Below are 16,457 nucleotides of genomic sequence, written 5' to 3'. Positions count from 1 at the left end.
GCGGCGGGGCGGGTTGCCCGCCTGGAAGGGATCACATGTGAAGGTTCAGTGCTGCTGCGCCTTCTGGGGTGTCAGCTCGCTCGGCCGCACCACGACATGGCCCTCGCCCTGGAGCATCAGCTGCACCGCCTCACCGGAACCGCCGCGCAGCATCGAGCCGATGGACTGCGAGCGGTGCAGCGAGGTCTGCAGGTGTGCGGTCCAGCCGACCACCGCGTCGGTGTCGACGTACACCGGGAACTGCGCCGAGACCGGGATCACCAGCGGGTTGCCCTCGCAGACCAGGCCGAGCCGGCCCTGCCCGCTGAAGACGCTGTTGAACAGGCCGCCGCCGGCTATGCCCGAGCCCTTCACCGTCTTGATCTCGTAGGACAGCGTGGCGTCGAAACACAGCACGTTGCGGCCGTTGACGGTGAACTGGTCGCCGTGCTCGACATCGACGATGAAGCAGTTCTGCGCCTCGTGCGCGAACCAGGCCTCGCCCTGCCCGCTCACCGTCATGAGGGGCAGTCCCTCACCGGTGACCGCGCGCTTGAGCATGCCGCCGACGCCCTGGCCCTTGCGCTCGAACTTCAGGCCGCCCCGGTAGGCGATCATCGCGCCCTGGCGGGCGTACATCTCGCCGTTCACCGCGTACCTGAGGCATTTGGCGTTCTCGATGGACATTCCCGGCTCCATGGCCGGCTGCACCACGTGCTGACTGGAAAAGAGGTCACCCTTCATGTGCGCATGGTGTCCCGGACGATGTCGTTCCGCCAAGATCGCGGCGTCCGCGACCCACGCCGCACCCTTCGGCGCGCCCCCGCTCGCCCCTGCTCCTCCACCGCACGCGCCCAGGCCGTCCCCCCCCGCTCCCGCTACTCCGGTTCCCGCCCCGCGAGGTCCCTGTCGCGCGGCGCCTTCGCCGTCTTTCCGCAGAACGCCGGCTCCAGTGCGCCCGCCAGCGTGTCGAGCACCTTGCCGTTGTTGGAGGTGTTGACCACGGCGGTCAGGGCGCGCCCGCCGTCCTTCGTCGCGAAGGCGTACGTGTAGTAGCCCTGCACCGCGCCCGTGTGGCCGTACACCGAGATCCCGCAGGACAGGTCGCGGCGGCGCAGGCCGAGCCCGTAGGCGGTCGTGTCGTTGACCCGCTGGAAGCGTTCCATCTCGGCGAGCCGCGGAGCGGACAGCAGCCTGCCGCCGAGCAGCGCGGCGTAGAAGGTGTTCAGGTCCCGGGCGCTGGAGATGACGGCACCCGCGCTCTGGGCCCAGGAGACCGTCTGCTCGGTCGCGTCGACGAGTTGGGCACCCGCCGCGTCCGGAGTGAGATACCCGCGGGCGTACCGGCCGGGGATCGTCTTCCGCGGATGCACGTAGAACGTGTCGCGCAGCTTCAGCGGCTTGAGGATGCGGTTCTCGTAGGCGGCGCGCACCGGCTGTCCCGTGAGCTTCTCGATGAGCAGTCCGGCCACGACGAAGTTGGTGTTGGAGTAGGAGTAGGCGGCGCCCGGCGCGTTGGTGCGGGGCTTCTTCAGGGACAGCGCGATCAGCTGCCGGTAGGTGAAGACCTTGTTCCGCACCGCCTCGAAGCCGGGGACACTGCGGGCGAACATGTCCTCGGTGTAGTCGTACAGACCGCTGCGGTGGCCGAGCACATGGCGGACCGTGATCCGGTCGTCGGGCAGCAGCCCCGGCAGGTAGCGGTTCACAGGCGCGTCGAGCGAGAGCCGGTTCTCGTCGGCGAGCTGCAGCAGGACCACGGCCGAGAAGGTCTTGGTGACGCTGCCGATGCGGAACCGGTCGTCCGTGGCGATGGCCCGGCCGGTGCCGCGGTCGGCGATGCCCTGGGTGGCCCGGTACGTCCTGCCGTGGTCGTCGATCCGGGCCAGCGCACCCGGCGCGCCCCGGTCCACGGCCGAGCGCAGGACCGAGGCCACGCCCGCCGTGTCGGGGGCGGCGAGCGCCGTCCTGGGCGTGTCCGGGGCCCCGTCGGCGGCGCGCGCCGGGACCGTGAGGAGCGACAGCGCGACCGCTCCGAGGGCCGCGGTCCGGCCCACCATGGCTGATACCATTCGGCACCCTCTCCCATCCGTAGGTGTTCTGATGCGACGTCGGTCACATTCCGGCCTTGGAACCTAGGGGACGAGGGTGTCGTCTCCACAGCCGACACACAGTCGTCCGGCTCGCGATCACTCTGTGGCGCCCCTTTGCAAAGGATTGCCATAGAAGTTCGCGAAATGGATCATTCCGGCTTTACGTGGACATGACTGATCCGTAAGGGTGAACCCCGGGGCCCTACCCGCCCCTGTGGCGCGCAACTGCGCTGCGTATCAAGGCGGTTGGGGATCCCTGCTGCCTTCGAACGAAGGAACCCTGATCAGATTGCGTAGACCGCACATACGCTCCGTGGCGGTCGCCGTCGCGGTGACGACGGCTGCCACGGGCCTGGCCGGCACGGCCCTCGCCGTTCCCTCCACGACGGGTGCGGAGCGGTCCGCCGCGTCCGCCACCACGAACGCCACGGCGGTGGTGGAGGCGGCGCGCACCGCGGCCTTCGCGCACGCCGCGGCGACCGGCGTCTCCAAGGGCGACGAACTGCAGCCCCGGGACGTCCTGATCGACCCCGAGGGTGCCCGGCACGTCCGCTTCGTCCGGACCCACGGCGACCTGCCGGTGCTCGGCGGCGACCTCATCGTCCACCTCGACCACAAGCTCGCCTACACGGGCGTGACCCGCGCGGCCGACCACGCCGTCGCCCCGGCCACCTCGCACGCCAGGCTCAGCGCGCGGCAGGCAGCCGCGAAGGCGGCCCAGGCCGCCAAGGGCGACGCGAGCGCCGCCCAGCTGGTCGTCGACGCGCGCGGCGGAGCCTCCGCCCTCGCCTACCAGGTGACCGTGAGCGGCGCCGCCGGCACGCACACCGTGGTCGTCGACGCCGTCACCGGCAAGGTGCGCAGCAACACCCCGGACAGCGACGAGTTCCTGTCGCCCAAGCTGCTCGACACCCTGCGCCGGCGCGGCGAGACCATCGACCCGTCCACCGGCGCCGGTTCGTCCGCGCCGGCCGCCGGCCTGCTCGGCTCGGGCCTGTCCGGCGCCGCGCGCTACCCCGCGCCCGCGAAGGGCACCGGCAAGACCCTCTTCGTGGGCAACGTCGGCCTCACCACCACCCAGACCTCTCGGGGCCACTACCAGCTCAAGGACCTGAGCCGGTACGGCACCGAGACGCGGGACGCCAAGGGCTCGTACACGGAGAAGTTCAGCGCCGGTACGAAGTTCACCAACACCTCCGACGTCTGGGGCAACAGCAGCACCTCCAGCCGGGTCAGCGCCGCCGCCGACGCCCAGTACGGCATCACCAAGACGCTGGACTTCTACAAGAACACCTTCAAGCGCAAGGGCATCGCGGGCGACAGCAAGCCCGCGCAGGCGATGGTGCACTGGGGCAAGCAGATCGCCAACGCCTTCTGGGACCCGACCTGCACCTGCATGCTCTACGGCGACGGCGACGGCCAGATGTTCAAGAAGCCGCTCGTCGTCCTCGACGTCACCGGTCACGAACTGACCCACGGCGTGGTGGAGGCGACCGCGAACCTGCAGCCGACCATCATCGACACCGACGGCAACCAGTTCGGCGAGCCCGGCTCGCTGAACGAGTCGCTCGCCGACATCTTCGGCTCGAACGTCGAGTTCTACGCCAAGAACGCGAAGGACACCCCGGACTACCTCGTCGGTGAGAAGCTGGGCCTCGCGCAGAAGTTCCTGCGCCGCCTGGACCACCCGTCGCTGGACAAGCTCGAGGGCACCGTCGACTACTGGTCGCCGGACGTGTACTACACCGAGGTGCACGCCGGTTCCGGTGTCTCCTCGCACGCCTACTACCTCCTCGCCGAGGGCAGCGGCAAGAAGAGGATCGGCGGCGTCGACTACAACTCGCCGACCTACCACAACATCGCGGTCAAGGGCATCGGCCGGACCAAGGCCACCGCCATCTACTACCGCGCGCTCACCCGCTACATGGTCTCCACGACCGACTTCCACCAGGCGCGCATCGCGACCCTGAAGGCGGCCAAGGACCTGTACGGCGCCGGCAGCACCGAGTACAAGACGGTGGACAAGGCGTGGTCGGCGGTCAACGTGACCGCCGCCAACACGCCGCGCGCCCGTCACTGACGGACCCGCCGCCCACTCGCCGCGCCCGTCACCGACGGGCACCGGCACACCCCCGCACCACCGGATGCCCCGCCTCGCGCGGGGCATCCGCACGTCCGGGCGCGAACGGCTCCCGCCGGTGCCACGGGCACCATGACCCCGTGCTCTTCCGGACGTTCCAGCCGACAGGGCCCATCGACCGAACGAGGGTCCAGGCGGAGCGACTTCACGGCGCGGTGACGGCCTGGAGCCGCCCGACGGGAGCGCCGGGCGTGCGCATCCGGAAGGACCCGGATGCGCCTCCGGTTCGCCGGCCGGGGCCCGCGGCGGCTTCCTCTGCGGACTGAACCGGCAGGACACCGAGTCCACCGAGGTGCGCCTCCGCCGTATCGGCGGGAGCATGGCCTGCGTGGGACACGACGGCAGGTCCCGCACGGTCCGCACCCGGGCCGGCGGGTCCGTCACGATACGGGACCCCGCCCGGTGAGCGGCCCGTTCGGACGCGGCTGCCGCGTCGCCGCGGCGCTGCTGACGGCCCTTTCCTGGCAGATCGGCCCCGCCCACGCGGCCGGCCCACCGTCCGGACCCGCCGCCCGGACGGCCGACGTCCTGACCTGGGCGGCCGGTGCCGGCCGGATGGGCCACGGCACGCCCGGCCAGGGCTACCGGCTGATCGTCCGCACCAGCGTGGGCGGAAGCGGGGTGCGGGTCCGCTTCAGCAACGCCTTCGGCGACCGGCCGCTCACCCTGACCGGTGTCCACGCCGGTCTGCGGGACCGGGGCGCCGCGCTCCGGCCGGGCAGCAACCGGCGGCTGACCTTCGGCGGGGCACACACGGTGAGCATCCCGGCGGGCGCCGTCGCCTGGAGCGACCCGCTGCCCGGCAGGCTGCCCGCCGGGAGCGATCTCGTCGTCAGCCTGCGCACCCCGGACGCGGCCGGCCCGGCATCCGGCCACTGGACGGCGATGCAGACCTCGTACACCGGCCGGGGCGACCACACCGCCGAGGAGAGCGGCGGCGACTGGACGCGGACCACCGGCTCCTGGTGGTACCTGGACGCCGTCGCCGTACGACCGGCCGGCCGGGGCACCGGCGCCGTGGCGGCGCTCGGCGACTCCATCACCGACGGCTGGCGGTCCGGCACCGACCTGAACCGCCGCTGGCCCGACTACCTCGCCCGGCGCCTCGGCACCGCGGGCACACCGGTCAAGGGCGTCGGCAACGAAGGCATCTCCGGCAACATGCTCCTCACGGACGACGACGGCGGGCAGAGCGCCCTGCACCGGCTGGACCGGGACGTCCTCAGCCAGCCCGGAGTGCGCACCGTGTTCCTCTCCGAGGGCGTGAACGACATCAAGGCGCACACCGGCGTCACGGCCGCCGACCTGATCGCCGGCTACCAGGACCTCGCGCGGCGCGTCCACGCGGCCGGCAGGTGCGTGGTCGTCGCCACCGTCGCCCCCTTCAAGGGCTGGTACGAATGGGATCCGGCCGCCGAAGCCGTACGCCGGGAGGTCAACCGGTTCCTGCGCGGCAGCGGCGACTTCGACGGCGTCACCGACTTCGACCGCGCGCTGCGCGACCGTCACGACCCCGAGCGGATCTCGCCGTCCCTCGACGGCGGGGACCACCTGCACCCCAGCGACAGGGGCATGCGGGCCCTGGCCGACTCCGTCGCCCCGGGGGGCCTGGACTGCACCCGCTGAGGCCGCGTCAGCCCGGCCCGGCCGGCTCCGGCGCCAGCAGACCCCGGCGGTGGGCGATCGCCACCGCCTCCGTACGGCCCGCGGCGCCCAGCTTCGCGAGGATGTCGGACACGTGCACGCTGGCCGTCTTGCCGGTGATGAACAGCTCCTCGCCGATTCTCCGGTTGCTGTGCCCCAGCGCGAGGAGCCGCAGCACGTCCCGCTCGCGAGCGGTCAGCGGCGTCACGCGGTCCGCGGCCGCGGCGGTCGCCGAACGCTCGCGCCCGGTCAGCGCGTCGATCCGCTCGAGCAGCGGCGCCGCGCCCAGCCCGGCCGCCGTCTCGCGGGCCGCGTGCCTGGCGGGGGAGTCGTCGCAACAGCCGATGTGCCCGCACTGCGCGCAGCGGCGCAGATGGAACCACCAGCCGCCCGCCTCCTCGCACTCCACGCAGCCGGTGCCGCTCGGCGGGGCGGTCGGGTCGATTCCGTCGACGGCGCTCATACGGAGTCCTCCGCCTCCTCCGCCGGCGCTTCGGCGGTCAGGGGGAGCAGCACCTGGAAGCGGGTGTCGCCGGGCACCGACTCGACCCGCAGGGTGCCGTGGTGCTTGTTGACGACGATCCGCCAGGAGATGTCGAGGCCGAGGCCGGTGCCCTGGCCGACCGGCTTGGTGGTGAAGAACGGGTCGAAGATCCGGCCCTTGATCTCCGGCGGGACACCCGGGCCGGTGTCCCGGAACTCCACCAGCACCTGCTCGTGGTCGAGCGCGGTACGCACCGTCAAGGTGCCCTGGCCGCCCGCGCCGTCGATGGCGGACACCGCGTTGTCGATGAGGTTGGTCCACACCTGGTTCAGCTCGGCCGGGTAGGCGGGCACCCGCGGGATCGTGCGGTCGTACTCCTTGACGAGCTTGATGCCGGGGCCCCGCTTGCCGGACAGCATCAGCAGGGTGCTGTCGAGGAGTTCGTGCACGTCCACCTCCCGGAAGGGGGCCCGGTCCAGCTGCGAGTACTGTTTGGCCGCGTTGACGAGGTGCGAGACCCGGGTCGTGGAGTCGTCGATCTCGTCCATCAACAGCTCGGTCTCGACCGTGTAGTTGAGCCAGCCGATCGCGTTCGGCAGCATGTCCTCGCCCACGGTCGCGGCGATCTGCTCCAGCCAGTCGACGTCGAGTCCGGCCTGCACGAAGGTGGGGGACACCTGCCAGGCCCGGTCGATGCCGTGCTCCTCCAGCCAGTCGGTGAGCAGGTCCTCCCGGTCGGACGCCTCCAGCGGGCTGAGCGCGGGAGCCTTCGCGACCCGCTCGGCGGTGCGTTCCTGGATCTCGATCAGGGCCGCCAGGGCGTCGCGGGAGAACGGCCCTTCGGCGATCACGCCGAGCTTGCGCCGCATCTTCGCGACCCGCTCCCGCAGGGTGGCGGTGGCCCGGACGGCAGCCGCCGCCGGGTTGTTCAGCTCGTGGGTGAGCCCGGCCGACAGCGAGCCGAGCGCGAGCAGCCGCTCCCGCTGGCCGACGGCGGCCTGCGTGTTCTTCGACCCGAAGAACAGGCCCTCCAGCAGATGCACGGCCATCGGGAACCACTCCCGCATGACGTCGGCGAAGACGTCCGCCGGAAGCACGAAGAACCGTGTCGGTTCGGTGACCCGCATCGAGTTGTTGTAGGCCTGCCGCACCCGGTCGCCCAGATAGGCCTGCATCGAGCCCGCGTACACGCCGGGCTGCGAGGTCCGGGTGACCTCCACGTCGTCACCGCCGACCCGGCGGGAGAGTACGACCGTGCCCTCGATCATCACGAAGAAGCAGGTGGCGGGATCCCCCTCGGTGTACACCGGCCCTGGCTGGAACAGCTCGATCCGTCCCTCGCTGCACAGCCGCCCGAGCTGCTCGGGGTTCAGCTTCTCGAAGAGGAACAGGGAGCTGACCTCCCGGGGGCTGCACGGCATGAGCTGCCCGCTCATGACTGCTCCAGATAGCGGTGGACGAGCATCACGGCCATGGCTCCCTCTCCTACGGCGGACGCGACGCGCTTGGCCGACTCGGCGCGCGCGTCGCCCGCCACGAACACGCCCGGAACGCTGGTCTCCAGGTGGTACGGCGGCCGGTCCAGCTCCCAGCCGTCCGGCGGCCGCCCGTCGGCGGTCAGATCCGGGCCGGCCAGGATGAACCCGCGCCGGTCGCGCAGCACCGTGTCGCCCAGCCAGTCGGTGAGCGGGGCGGCCCCGATGAACACGAACAGCCACTGGGCGTCCACCCGTTCGCTCTCACCGGACACCGTGTGACGAAGCGTCAGCTGTTCCAGGTGGTCCGAGCCGTGCGCCGCGTCGACGACCGTGTGGGAGCGCACCGAGATGTTCGGCGCGTCGTTGATCTGCTGGATCAGGTAGTACGACATGGACGCCGACAGGTCCGGGCCGCGCACCAGCAACGTCACCGACTTCGCGCCCCGCGCCAGGTACATCGCCGCCTGGCCGGCCGAGTTGGCGCCGCCGACGACGTAGATGTCCTGCCCCAGGCAGGCGCTCGCCTCCGTCAGCGCCGAACCGTAGAACACCCCGCAGCCGGTGAGGTCGCCGCAGCCGTCGGCGTCCAGCTGCCGGTACTGCACCCCGGTCGCGAGGATCACGCTGTGCGCGCCGATGGCCGAGCCGTCCGCGAACCGTACGACGCGGGCGGCGCCGTTGGCCTCCAGGCCGGTCACCTGGCGGGTGGTGAGGATCTCGGCGCCGAACCGGGTGGCCTGCCGCCGTGCCCGGTCGGTGAGCTGGGCGCCCGAGACGCCGTCGGGGAAGCCGAGGTAGTTCTCGATCCGGGAACTCTGCCCGGCCTGCCCGCCGGTCGCCGACCGCTCCACCAGCACCGTCCGCAGACCTTCCGAGGCCCCGTACACGGCGGCTCCGAGCCCGGCCGGGCCGCCGCCGATGACGACGAGGTCGTAGAAGTCGGCCGTCGGCGTCGTCGCCAGGCCGACCCGCGCCGCCAGTTCCGGCGCCTCGGGCTCCAGCAGGACGCCGCCGTCCGGGGTGATCACCAGCGGCAGCCGCTGCCCGTCCTGCCCGGCGGCCGTCAGCAGCCGCTGCCCCTCCGGCTCCTCCACGGAGTACCAGCGGTAGGGGACCTGGTTGCGGGCCAGGAACTCGCGCACGTCCGAGGAGCGCGCCGACCAGCGGTGGCCGACGACCTTGGTGCTGGGCACCGGCTTGTACGCGCCGGCGCGCCACGCGCCCAGCAGGTCGTCCAGCACCGGATAGAGCTTCTCCTCCGGCGGGTCCCAGGGCTTGAGCAGATAGTGGTCGAGGTCCACCACGTTGATCGCGTCGATCGCCGCGCCGGTGTCCGCGTACGCGGTCAGCAGCACGCGACGGGCTCCCGGGTAGATGTCGAGGGCCTGCTCCAGGAACTCGATGCCGTTCATCTGCGGCATGCGGTAGTCGGCCAGGATCACCGCGACCAGGTCGCCGCGCAGCTTCAGCTCGCGCAGCGCCTCCAGGGCGGAGCCGCCGGACTCCGCGCGCACGATCCGGTACGACTCGCCGTAACGCCGCCGGAGGTCGCGGGCGACGGCACGGGAGACCCCCGGGTCGTCGTCCACCGTCAGGATGACGGTCCGCGCTGCGTCGGCGGCCTGTGCCATGCGTCTCCCACCCCGGGCATCGGATCGCACGGGCGGTGTCGTGGGGACCACCGCACCGGTTCGCAACCCATCGTATGTTCGATCGCCCGGCACCGCTCCAGGACGGCGGCGGGGCCTTGGACATCAGCCGCGCACCAGCGGAAGAGGCCGGCGGACCGCGGGGACCGGAGGCGACGTGCGGCCGGTTCCCGGCCGTCCTCCCCTCCGGCACAGGCGCCGACGGCGGCGCCCGCACCGGTACCAGTACCGGCACAGGCACCGGTGCCGGCACCCGCACCCGCATCGGCGCCGGCACCCGCACCGGCGCCGGCGGCGGCTCCTGGGCGGGCGGTGGTGAACCGCGCCCGCCGGCACCTCGTGCCCGCCCCGCCCGTCCCTCCTCCGCGCAGATCGCGCGGCGGCTCGGCCGCGAGATCATCGTGCGGCGCCCCGAGGCGCGAGATCATCGTGCTCGTGCGCTCAGGTACCGGCAGTGAACACCGGCGGCACGCGACCGCGGCGACGACGAGGAGGCCCACGCATGGCACGCCCGATCACGGCAGGAGTGGACGGTACGGAGGAGAGCCGGGCCGCGCTCGACTGGGCTGCCCGGGAGGCCGTACGCCGCGGCCTGCCCCTGCGGGTGCTGCACGCCTGGCGGTATGCCGAGGCGCTCGCCACGGCGGACCGGGACACCCAGCGCCGATGGGTGGAGGAGGGCGTGGCCGAGGCCGTGCGGACCGTCTCGGAGCGGCACCCGGAGCTTCAGGAGAGCGTCGACGTGGTCGAGGGCGGCGCCGCGCACTCGCTGGCCCGTGCGGCGGCGGAGGCCGAGATGCTGGTGCTCGGTTCGCGCGGGCACGGACCGGTCGTCGGGTTCCTGCTGGGCTCGGTGGGCCAGCAGGTGATCGCCGAGGCGGCCCGGCCCGTGGTCCTGGTGCGCGCGAGCGACCGGCCGGCGGCGGAGGCCGCCGGCCGGGACGTCGTGGTCGGCCAGCACGGCGCTCCCGAGGACAGTGCGGCCGCGCTGCGGTTCGCGTTCGAGACGGCGGCGGCCCGCCGCGCGACCGTCCGCGCGGTACGGGCCTGGACGCTGCCGCCGGTCTTCTCCTACAGCCCCGGCTCGCTCAAGCTGCTGGACGACGCGGGCGGTCTGGAGCCGTACGAGAAGCGGACGCTGGCCGAGGCGCTGCAGCCGTGGCGCGAGCGGTTCCCGGACGTGCCCGTGGCGGAGCACGTGGAGATGGGCAGCGCGGGGCAGGTGCTGCTGTCGGTGGCCGGACGCGCCCAGCTGATGGTCGTCGGACGCCGGGCCCACCGCACGGCCGTCGGCGCCCGGATCGGCTCGGTCGCGCACGGGGTGCTGCACCACGCCGACTGCCCGGTGGCGGTGGTTCCGCACGACTGACGAGCCGGCGCCGCTCGCCCCGTAGGGCTGCGGCGGCCGTGCGGTCGGCCGCCGGGTGCGGGCCGCCCGCGGGCTGGGGCCCGCGCCGCTCGGTCCGCACGTCTGACGCGTCGGCGCCGCTCGCCCCGTACGGCTGCCGCGGCCGTGCGGTCGTCAGCCGGGTGCGGGTCGGCCCGTCGGCATCCCCGGCCCCGGACGTCACGCCGGTGTCGTCGGCTCCAGGGTCTCCCTGGCCCGGGGCAGCACGTTCCTCACATAGTCCTCGACGGCGGTGTCGAGGCCTATGTCGCGCTGCGCTTGCTCGGAGAGATACCAGCGGTGTTCGAGGAGTTCGTGGTAGATCTCGGCCGGGTCCATGGAGCCGCGCAGCTCCGGCGGCACCGCCCGCACGGTGGGCCGGAACACGTCGCGCACCCAGCGGTGGGCCAGCACCTCGGGGCGGGCGGCCAGGGGATCGCCCGGGGCGTGGTCCTCCTGGGTGGCCATCCAGCTCTCCAGGTCGCTCAGCAGGCGCCGCGCCTGGTTCTCCTCGGTGTCCAGGCCGGTCAGCCGCAGCAGCTGGCGCTGGTGGTGACCGGCGTCGACGACCTTCGGCACGAAGGTGACCGTGTCGCCGCCCGCGGAGTGCTCGATCTGCATCTCGGCCACGTCGAAGCCGAGTTCGTTCAGACGGCGGATCCGGCGCTCGATGTAGTGGTACTCGCCCGCCGGGTACACCGAGGTGCGGGTCAGCTCCTGCCACAACCCGCTGTAGCGGGTGCAGATCTCGTGGCCGAACTCGACCGGGTCGACGGACGGGTGCAGCGCGCCGGACGCCTCCAGGTCCAGCAGCTCGCCGCTGATGTTCACGCGGGCCAGCTCGAGGTCGTACTCCCGCTGCCCCGGGCTCAGCCGCGGATGCAGGTCACCGGTCTCGGCGTCGACCAGGTAGGCGGCGTAGGCGCCCGCGTCCCGCCGGAACAGGGTGTTGGACAGCGAGCAGTCGCCCCAGGCGAACCCCGCGAGGTGCAGCCGCACCAGCAGCACGGCGAGGGCGTCCATCAGGCGGTGCATGGTCGCCGGGCGCATGGTCGTCTCGAACATCGACCGGTACGGCAGCGAGCCGCGCAGATGCCGGGTCACCAGCACCGGCTCCAGCGGGGCGCCCGAGCCGTCGGCGCGGCCGGTGACCACGGCCAGGGGGTCGACCGCGGGGATGCCGAGCCGGTCCAGGTCGCGCAGCAGCCCGTACTCGCGCAGGGCGGGCCGTTCGGCCAGCTCCTTGACGGCGACCACTTCGTCGCCGGCGTGCGCGTAACGCACGACGTGCCGGGAGATGCCGCGGGGGAGCGGCACGAGGTACTCCTCGGGCCACTCCTCCAGGGGCACGTCCCAGGGCAGGGCGAGCAGGAGCGCGGGGTGCTCCGGGTTGGTGGCGCTGATCTGCAAGGCCATGGCACGAACCCTAAGGCCCGCGCGGACGTTCTAGGCGGCTCGTTCCCGGGCCTGCTCGGCCGCCGCGCGCACCGGCCCGCGGTGGACCGGGCCGTGTCCGGGCAGCAGGAGGTCGCCGTCGAGCGCCCCGATCAGTTCCAGCGAGTCCAGCGCCCGCGCGCGCTCGTGGTGGAAGAAGCCGGGCAGCAGCTGCGGGCCCTTGACCCGCGAGGTCGCGTGCCCGCTGACCAGGGCGTCACCGGAGATCACGATCCCCGAGCCGGGCAGGTGGAAGACGCAGTGGCCGTCCGTGTGCCCAGGGGTGTGCACCGGGACGGGCCGGCCCGGCAGGTCGAGCGGGCCGTCGTTCGGGAACGGCTCGGGCGCCGTGACGGGATGCTGCTCGATGCCGCCCACTCGGATCACGTGCACCGCCCAGGGCAGCACGCCCGGCCGCCAGGCGTTGCGCACCACGTCGCCGATGGTGGCCTGCTGCAGGAACTCCCGGCGGGCGTGCGGGACTTCGGCCGGGTGCAGCAGGACGGGCGTGCCGTGGGCGGCGCGCAGGTACTCGGCGGAGCCCAGATGGTCGTTGTGCGCGTGGGTGATCAGCACGGCGGCGACGGCTTCCGGTGAACTGCCCACCGCCGTGAGGGACTCCAGCAGCCCCGGCCGGTCTCCGGGGTACCCGGTGTCGACCAGGGTGACGGCGTCGCCGTCCTTCAGGATGACCCAGTTGGTGTCGTGGCCGTGCACCAGGTAGGTGCCGTCGGCGACTTGCTGTACGTCCGCGGTCATGGTCTCCCCGGGGGCCCGGAACGGCTGATCGTCGAGGACAGCCAACCAGATGCGCCGACGGCCGGCGCACCAGGGTGCCGGCGTCGATCACACGGTGCGGCCGGAAACCGGCTGCCTCGGTGCACCCGGTGCACCCGGTGCACCCGGTGCACCCGGTGCACCCGGTGCACCCGGTGCACCCGGAGCGGCCGGAGCGGCCGGAACCGGCCGCCTCAGTGCACTCCGTGCGGCCGGAACTGGATGCTGATGCGCGGGCCCGCCGCCCGGTTGGTCTTCGGGACGCAGTGCTCCCAGGTGCGCTGGCAGGAGCCGCCCATCACGATGAGGTCGCCGTGCCCGAGCGGCCGCCGTACCGCCGTGCCGCCCCCGCCGGCCGGGCGCAGCAGCAGGTCGCGGGGCGCGCCGACGGAGAGGATCGCGACCATGGTGTCGTGGCGGGCACCCCGGCCGATGCGGTCGCCGTGCCAGGCCACGCTGTCCCGGCCGTCGCGGTAGAAGCACAGCCCGGCGGTGGTGAACGGCTCGCCCAGCTCCTCGGCGTACCGCCGGGACAGTGCGGAGCGCGCCTCGTCCAGCACCGGGTGGGGCAGCGGGTCGTGTTCCTTGTAGAAGGCGAGCAGCCGCGGTACGGCCACCACGTTGTCGTACATCTTCCGGCGTTCCGCCCGCCACGGGACCTCCGCCGCGAGCTGCTCGAACAGCGCGTCGGCGCCGCTCAGCCAGCCGGGCAGGACGTCGATCCAGGCGCCCGAGCCCAGCTCCGTGCGGCGCAGCCCGTCCAAAGGGCCGAGCCGCAGCTCGTCGGTCTGGTCGAACAGGGAGCCCTGGAGATTCATGGACATGTGCCCAGCGTACCCCTTAATCGAAAATGCGTTCGCATATGATCACCCGGGTCGCCGCCTGCCCGGGGAGGGGGCGTGAGCGGGGCCGGGTGGCGGGAGCGCCTGGGTGGCGAAGGAGGCGTGCCCGGGACCCTTTCGATACACCGGTGTATCGGATACATTCCCGTATCGAACGGAGAGGCCGGTGCCGATAGAAGAGACGGGCAGGCGTGTCACCCGGCGGCGGGTCCGGACCCGGGCCAGACTGCTCGACGCCGCGTTCGAGGTGTTCGCCGCGAGGGGCTTCGGGCGGGTCTCCATCGAGGAGGTCTGCGAGGCGGCCGGGTTCAGCCGGGGCGCCTTCTACTCGAACTTCGCGACCCTCGACGAGCTGTTCTTCGCCCTCTACCGGGAGCGCGCCGACGTCATCGCCTCCCAGGTGGCCGAGGCGCTCGCCGGCGAGGGGCCCGACATCGACGTGCCCGCCTCCGTGGACCGGGTCGCCGAGGTGCTGCTCCTCGACGTGGACTGGCTCCTGGTGAAGACCGACTTCCTGGTGCACGCCGCCCGCGACCCGGGCGTCGCCGAAGCCCTCCTCGGCCACCGCGCGCGGCTGCGGGCGGCCATCGCCGACCGCCTCTTCCGGGCCCGCGGCAACACCGCGCTGCCCGCCGTGCTCGGTGACGCCGAAGGCGCCGCGCACGCCGTGGTCGCCGCGTACGACGGCGTCACCACCCAACTGCTGCTGGACAAGGACGTCGAGGCCGCCCGGGCCTGGCTCAAGCAGCTGCTCACCGCCCTGCTCACGGACGGCGGCCGCACCCCCGCGGGGACACGGGCACGGCCCGGCCGCGAGCACCCCTAGGGAAGGACACAGTCGTCATGGACGCGGACGTCATCGTCGTCGGAGCGGGTCTCGCCGGCCTGGTCGCGGCACACGAACTCACCAGCCGGGGCCGCCGGGTGGCCCTGGTCGACCAGGAGAACGCCGCCAACCTCGGCGGCCAGGCGTTCTGGTCCTTCGGCGGGCTCTTCCTCGTCGACACCCCGGAACAGCGCCGGCTCGGCATCAAGGACTCCTTCGACCTCGCCTGGCGTGACTGGCAGGGCAGCGCGGGATTCGACCGGCTCCAGGACGAGGACTCCTGGGGCGTGCGCTGGGCCCGCGCCTACGTCGAGTTCGCGGCCGGCGAGAAGCGGGGCTGGCTCCGGGGCCACGGCATCGAGCTGCTGCCCACCGTCGGCTGGGCCGAGCGCGGCGACCTGCGGGCGGACGGGCACGGCAACTCGGTACCCCGCTTCCACATCGCCTGGGGCACCGGCACCGGTGTCGTCGAACCCTTCGTCGGGTACGCCCGGCAGGCCGCCCGGGACGGACTGCTGACCTTCCACCACCGCCACCGGGTGGACGAGCTGGTCATCGAGGACGGCACGGCACGCGGGGTGCGCGGCACCGTCCTCGCCCCCGACGACTCGCCGCGCGGCGTCGCCTCCAGCCGCGAGCGGACCGGCGACTTCGAACTCACCGCCCAGGCCGTGATCGTCACGACCGGCGGCATCGGCGCCGACCACGACATCGTGCGCCGCCACTGGCCCGAACGGCTCGGCACGCCCCCGGCCGAGATGGTCACCGGCGTCCCGGCCTACGTCGACGGCCGCATGCTCGACATCAGCGCCGAGGCGGGCGTACGGCTGGTCAACCGCGACCGCATGTGGCACTACACCGAGGGCCTACAGAACTGGAACCCCGTCTGGCCGGGCCACGGCATCCGCATCCTGCCGGGCCCGTCCTCGATCTGGCTCGACGCGCTCGGCCGCCGGCTGCCCGACCCCTGCCTGCCCGGTTACGACACCCTGAACACGCTCAGGCACCTGCGCACCACCGAGGACATCGCCGCGTACGACCACTCCTGGTTCATCCTCACCCGGAAGATCGTCGAGAAGGAGTTCGCGCTCTCCGGCTCCGAGCAGAACCCCGACATCACCGCCAAGGACCGCAAGGCCGTCCTGCGCGACCGGCTGCTGGGCAGGGGCGCACCCGCCCCGGTGCGGGCCTTCCTCGACAAGGGCGCCGACTTCGTCACGGCGGGCACCCTGGAGCAACTGGTGGCGAAGATGAACGAACTGGCCGGCGAACCGCTGCTCGACGCGGCCCGGGTGCGCGACCAGATCGAGGCACGCGACCTGCAGATGGCCAACCCCTACACCAAGGACTCCCAGGTCCAGGGCATCCGCAACGCCCGCCGCTACATCGGCGACCGCCTCGGCCGGGTGGCCGCCCCGCACCGCATCCTGGACCCGGCCGCGGGGCCCCTGATCGGGGTGCGGCTGCACGTGCTGACCCGCAAGACCCTGGGCGGCATCCAGACCGACCTCGACTCCCGTGCCCTCGGCACGGACGGTTCGCCGATCGACGGGCTGTACGCGGCCGGCGAGGTGGCCGGCTTCGGCGGGGGCGGTGTGCACGGCTACAACGCCCTGGAGGGCACCTTCCTCGGCGGCTGCCTCTTCTCGGGACGGGCGGCGGGACGCGCCGCCGCACACGCGACGGCCTGACCGCAGCGAGCGGCGGCGACGGCCGGACCGGAG

12 protein-coding genes and 2 pseudogenes are annotated in these 16,457 nt (G+C 72.9%); 5 read left to right on the top strand and 9 right to left on the bottom strand.

Annotated features, from left to right (window positions below):
• Positions 1 to 45: 45 nt before the first annotated feature.
• Entirely contained in the window at positions 46 to 723 is a 678-nt protein-coding gene (locus ABVB68_RS30215; RefSeq protein ID WP_353604357.1) for an AIM24 family protein, read from the bottom strand.
• A gap of 134 nt (positions 724 to 857) precedes the next feature.
• The gene (locus ABVB68_RS30210) at positions 858 to 2,051 is read right to left on the bottom strand and encodes a serine hydrolase domain-containing protein (protein WP_353604356.1); all 1,194 of its coding nucleotides are present in this window, start codon (positions 2,049 to 2,051) and stop codon (positions 858 to 860) included.
• Between the two features lie 334 nt (positions 2,052 to 2,385).
• Here ABVB68_RS30210 and ABVB68_RS30205 point away from each other — a divergent pair, with 334 nt between their 5' ends.
• Both ABVB68_RS30205 and ABVB68_RS30200 read left to right on the top strand, forming a co-directional pair.
• Complete coding sequence (locus tag ABVB68_RS30205) at positions 2,386 to 4,152, top strand: M4 family metallopeptidase (RefSeq protein ID WP_353604355.1); 1,767 nt, start codon at positions 2,386 to 2,388, stop codon at positions 4,150 to 4,152.
• Positions 4,153 to 4,614: 462 nt separating this feature from the next.
• Positions 4,615 to 5,838, top strand: a complete 1,224-nt coding sequence (locus ABVB68_RS30200; protein ID WP_353604354.1) for an SGNH/GDSL hydrolase family protein — start codon at positions 4,615 to 4,617, stop codon at positions 5,836 to 5,838.
• Between the two features lie 7 nt (positions 5,839 to 5,845).
• Here the strand turns inward: ABVB68_RS30200 and ABVB68_RS30195 are convergent.
• The 4 genes and pseudogenes from ABVB68_RS30195 to ABVB68_RS30185 all read right to left on the bottom strand — a co-directional run.
• A pseudogene (locus ABVB68_RS30195) lies at positions 5,846 to 6,169 on the bottom strand (helix-turn-helix domain-containing protein); the annotation flags it as partial.
• Positions 6,167 to 6,319 (bottom strand): annotated as a pseudogene (locus ABVB68_RS37025) (ubiquitin carboxyl-terminal hydrolase family protein); the annotation flags it as partial. The pseudogenes ABVB68_RS30195 and ABVB68_RS37025, both read right to left, overlap by 3 nt.
• On the bottom strand, positions 6,316 to 7,776 hold the full coding sequence (locus tag ABVB68_RS30190) for an ATP-binding protein (protein ID WP_353604353.1): 1,461 nt from the start codon (positions 7,774 to 7,776) through the stop codon (positions 6,316 to 6,318). The pseudogene ABVB68_RS37025 and the gene ABVB68_RS30190, both read right to left, overlap by 4 nt.
• On the bottom strand, positions 7,773 to 9,449 hold the full coding sequence (locus ABVB68_RS30185) for an NAD(P)/FAD-dependent oxidoreductase (protein ID WP_353604352.1): 1,677 nt from the start codon (positions 9,447 to 9,449) through the stop codon (positions 7,773 to 7,775). Before ABVB68_RS30185 ends, ABVB68_RS30190 begins: the two co-directional genes overlap by 4 nt.
• Before the next feature lie 520 nt (positions 9,450 to 9,969).
• Here ABVB68_RS30185 and ABVB68_RS30180 point away from each other — a divergent pair.
• Positions 9,970 to 10,836, top strand: coding sequence for a universal stress protein (locus ABVB68_RS30180; protein ID WP_353604351.1), 867 nt, complete (start codon positions 9,970 to 9,972; stop codon positions 10,834 to 10,836).
• A gap of 198 nt (positions 10,837 to 11,034) precedes the next feature.
• Here the strand turns inward: ABVB68_RS30180 and ABVB68_RS30175 are convergent, their stop codons facing one another.
• From ABVB68_RS30175 to ABVB68_RS30165, 3 genes are all read right to left on the bottom strand, one after another.
• Positions 11,035 to 12,270: a DUF4032 domain-containing protein gene (locus ABVB68_RS30175; protein ID WP_353604350.1), complete on the bottom strand. Its 1,236-nt coding sequence runs from the start codon at positions 12,268 to 12,270 to the stop codon at positions 11,035 to 11,037.
• 30 nt (positions 12,271 to 12,300) lie between these two features.
• On the bottom strand, positions 12,301 to 13,047 hold the full coding sequence (locus ABVB68_RS30170; protein ID WP_353604349.1) for an MBL fold metallo-hydrolase: 747 nt from the start codon (positions 13,045 to 13,047) through the stop codon (positions 12,301 to 12,303).
• A gap of 212 nt (positions 13,048 to 13,259) precedes the next feature.
• Positions 13,260 to 13,889: an alpha-ketoglutarate-dependent dioxygenase AlkB gene (locus tag ABVB68_RS30165; RefSeq protein WP_353604348.1), complete on the bottom strand. Its 630-nt coding sequence runs from the start codon at positions 13,887 to 13,889 to the stop codon at positions 13,260 to 13,262.
• Positions 13,890 to 14,073: 184 nt separating this feature from the next.
• Here ABVB68_RS30165 and ABVB68_RS30160 point away from each other — a divergent pair, with 184 nt between their 5' ends.
• Positions 14,074 to 14,733, top strand: a complete 660-nt coding sequence (locus ABVB68_RS30160) for a TetR/AcrR family transcriptional regulator (protein ID WP_353604347.1) — start codon at positions 14,074 to 14,076, stop codon at positions 14,731 to 14,733.
• Positions 14,734 to 14,750: 17 nt separating this feature from the next.
• Positions 14,751 to 16,424 carry an FAD-binding dehydrogenase gene (locus ABVB68_RS30155; RefSeq protein WP_353604346.1) on the top strand — a complete coding sequence of 558 codons (1,674 nt, stop codon included), beginning with the start codon at positions 14,751 to 14,753 and terminating at the stop codon, positions 16,422 to 16,424.
• Positions 16,425 to 16,457 lie beyond the last annotated feature (33 nt).

The sequence above is a fragment of the Streptomyces sp. NPDC096012 genome, assembly GCF_040426375.1.
Classification (GTDB): domain Bacteria; phylum Actinomycetota; class Actinomycetes; order Streptomycetales; family Streptomycetaceae; genus Streptomyces.
Note: the sequence above shows the minus strand (reverse complement) of the source record. Positions and strands in the feature narration are given on the sequence as shown.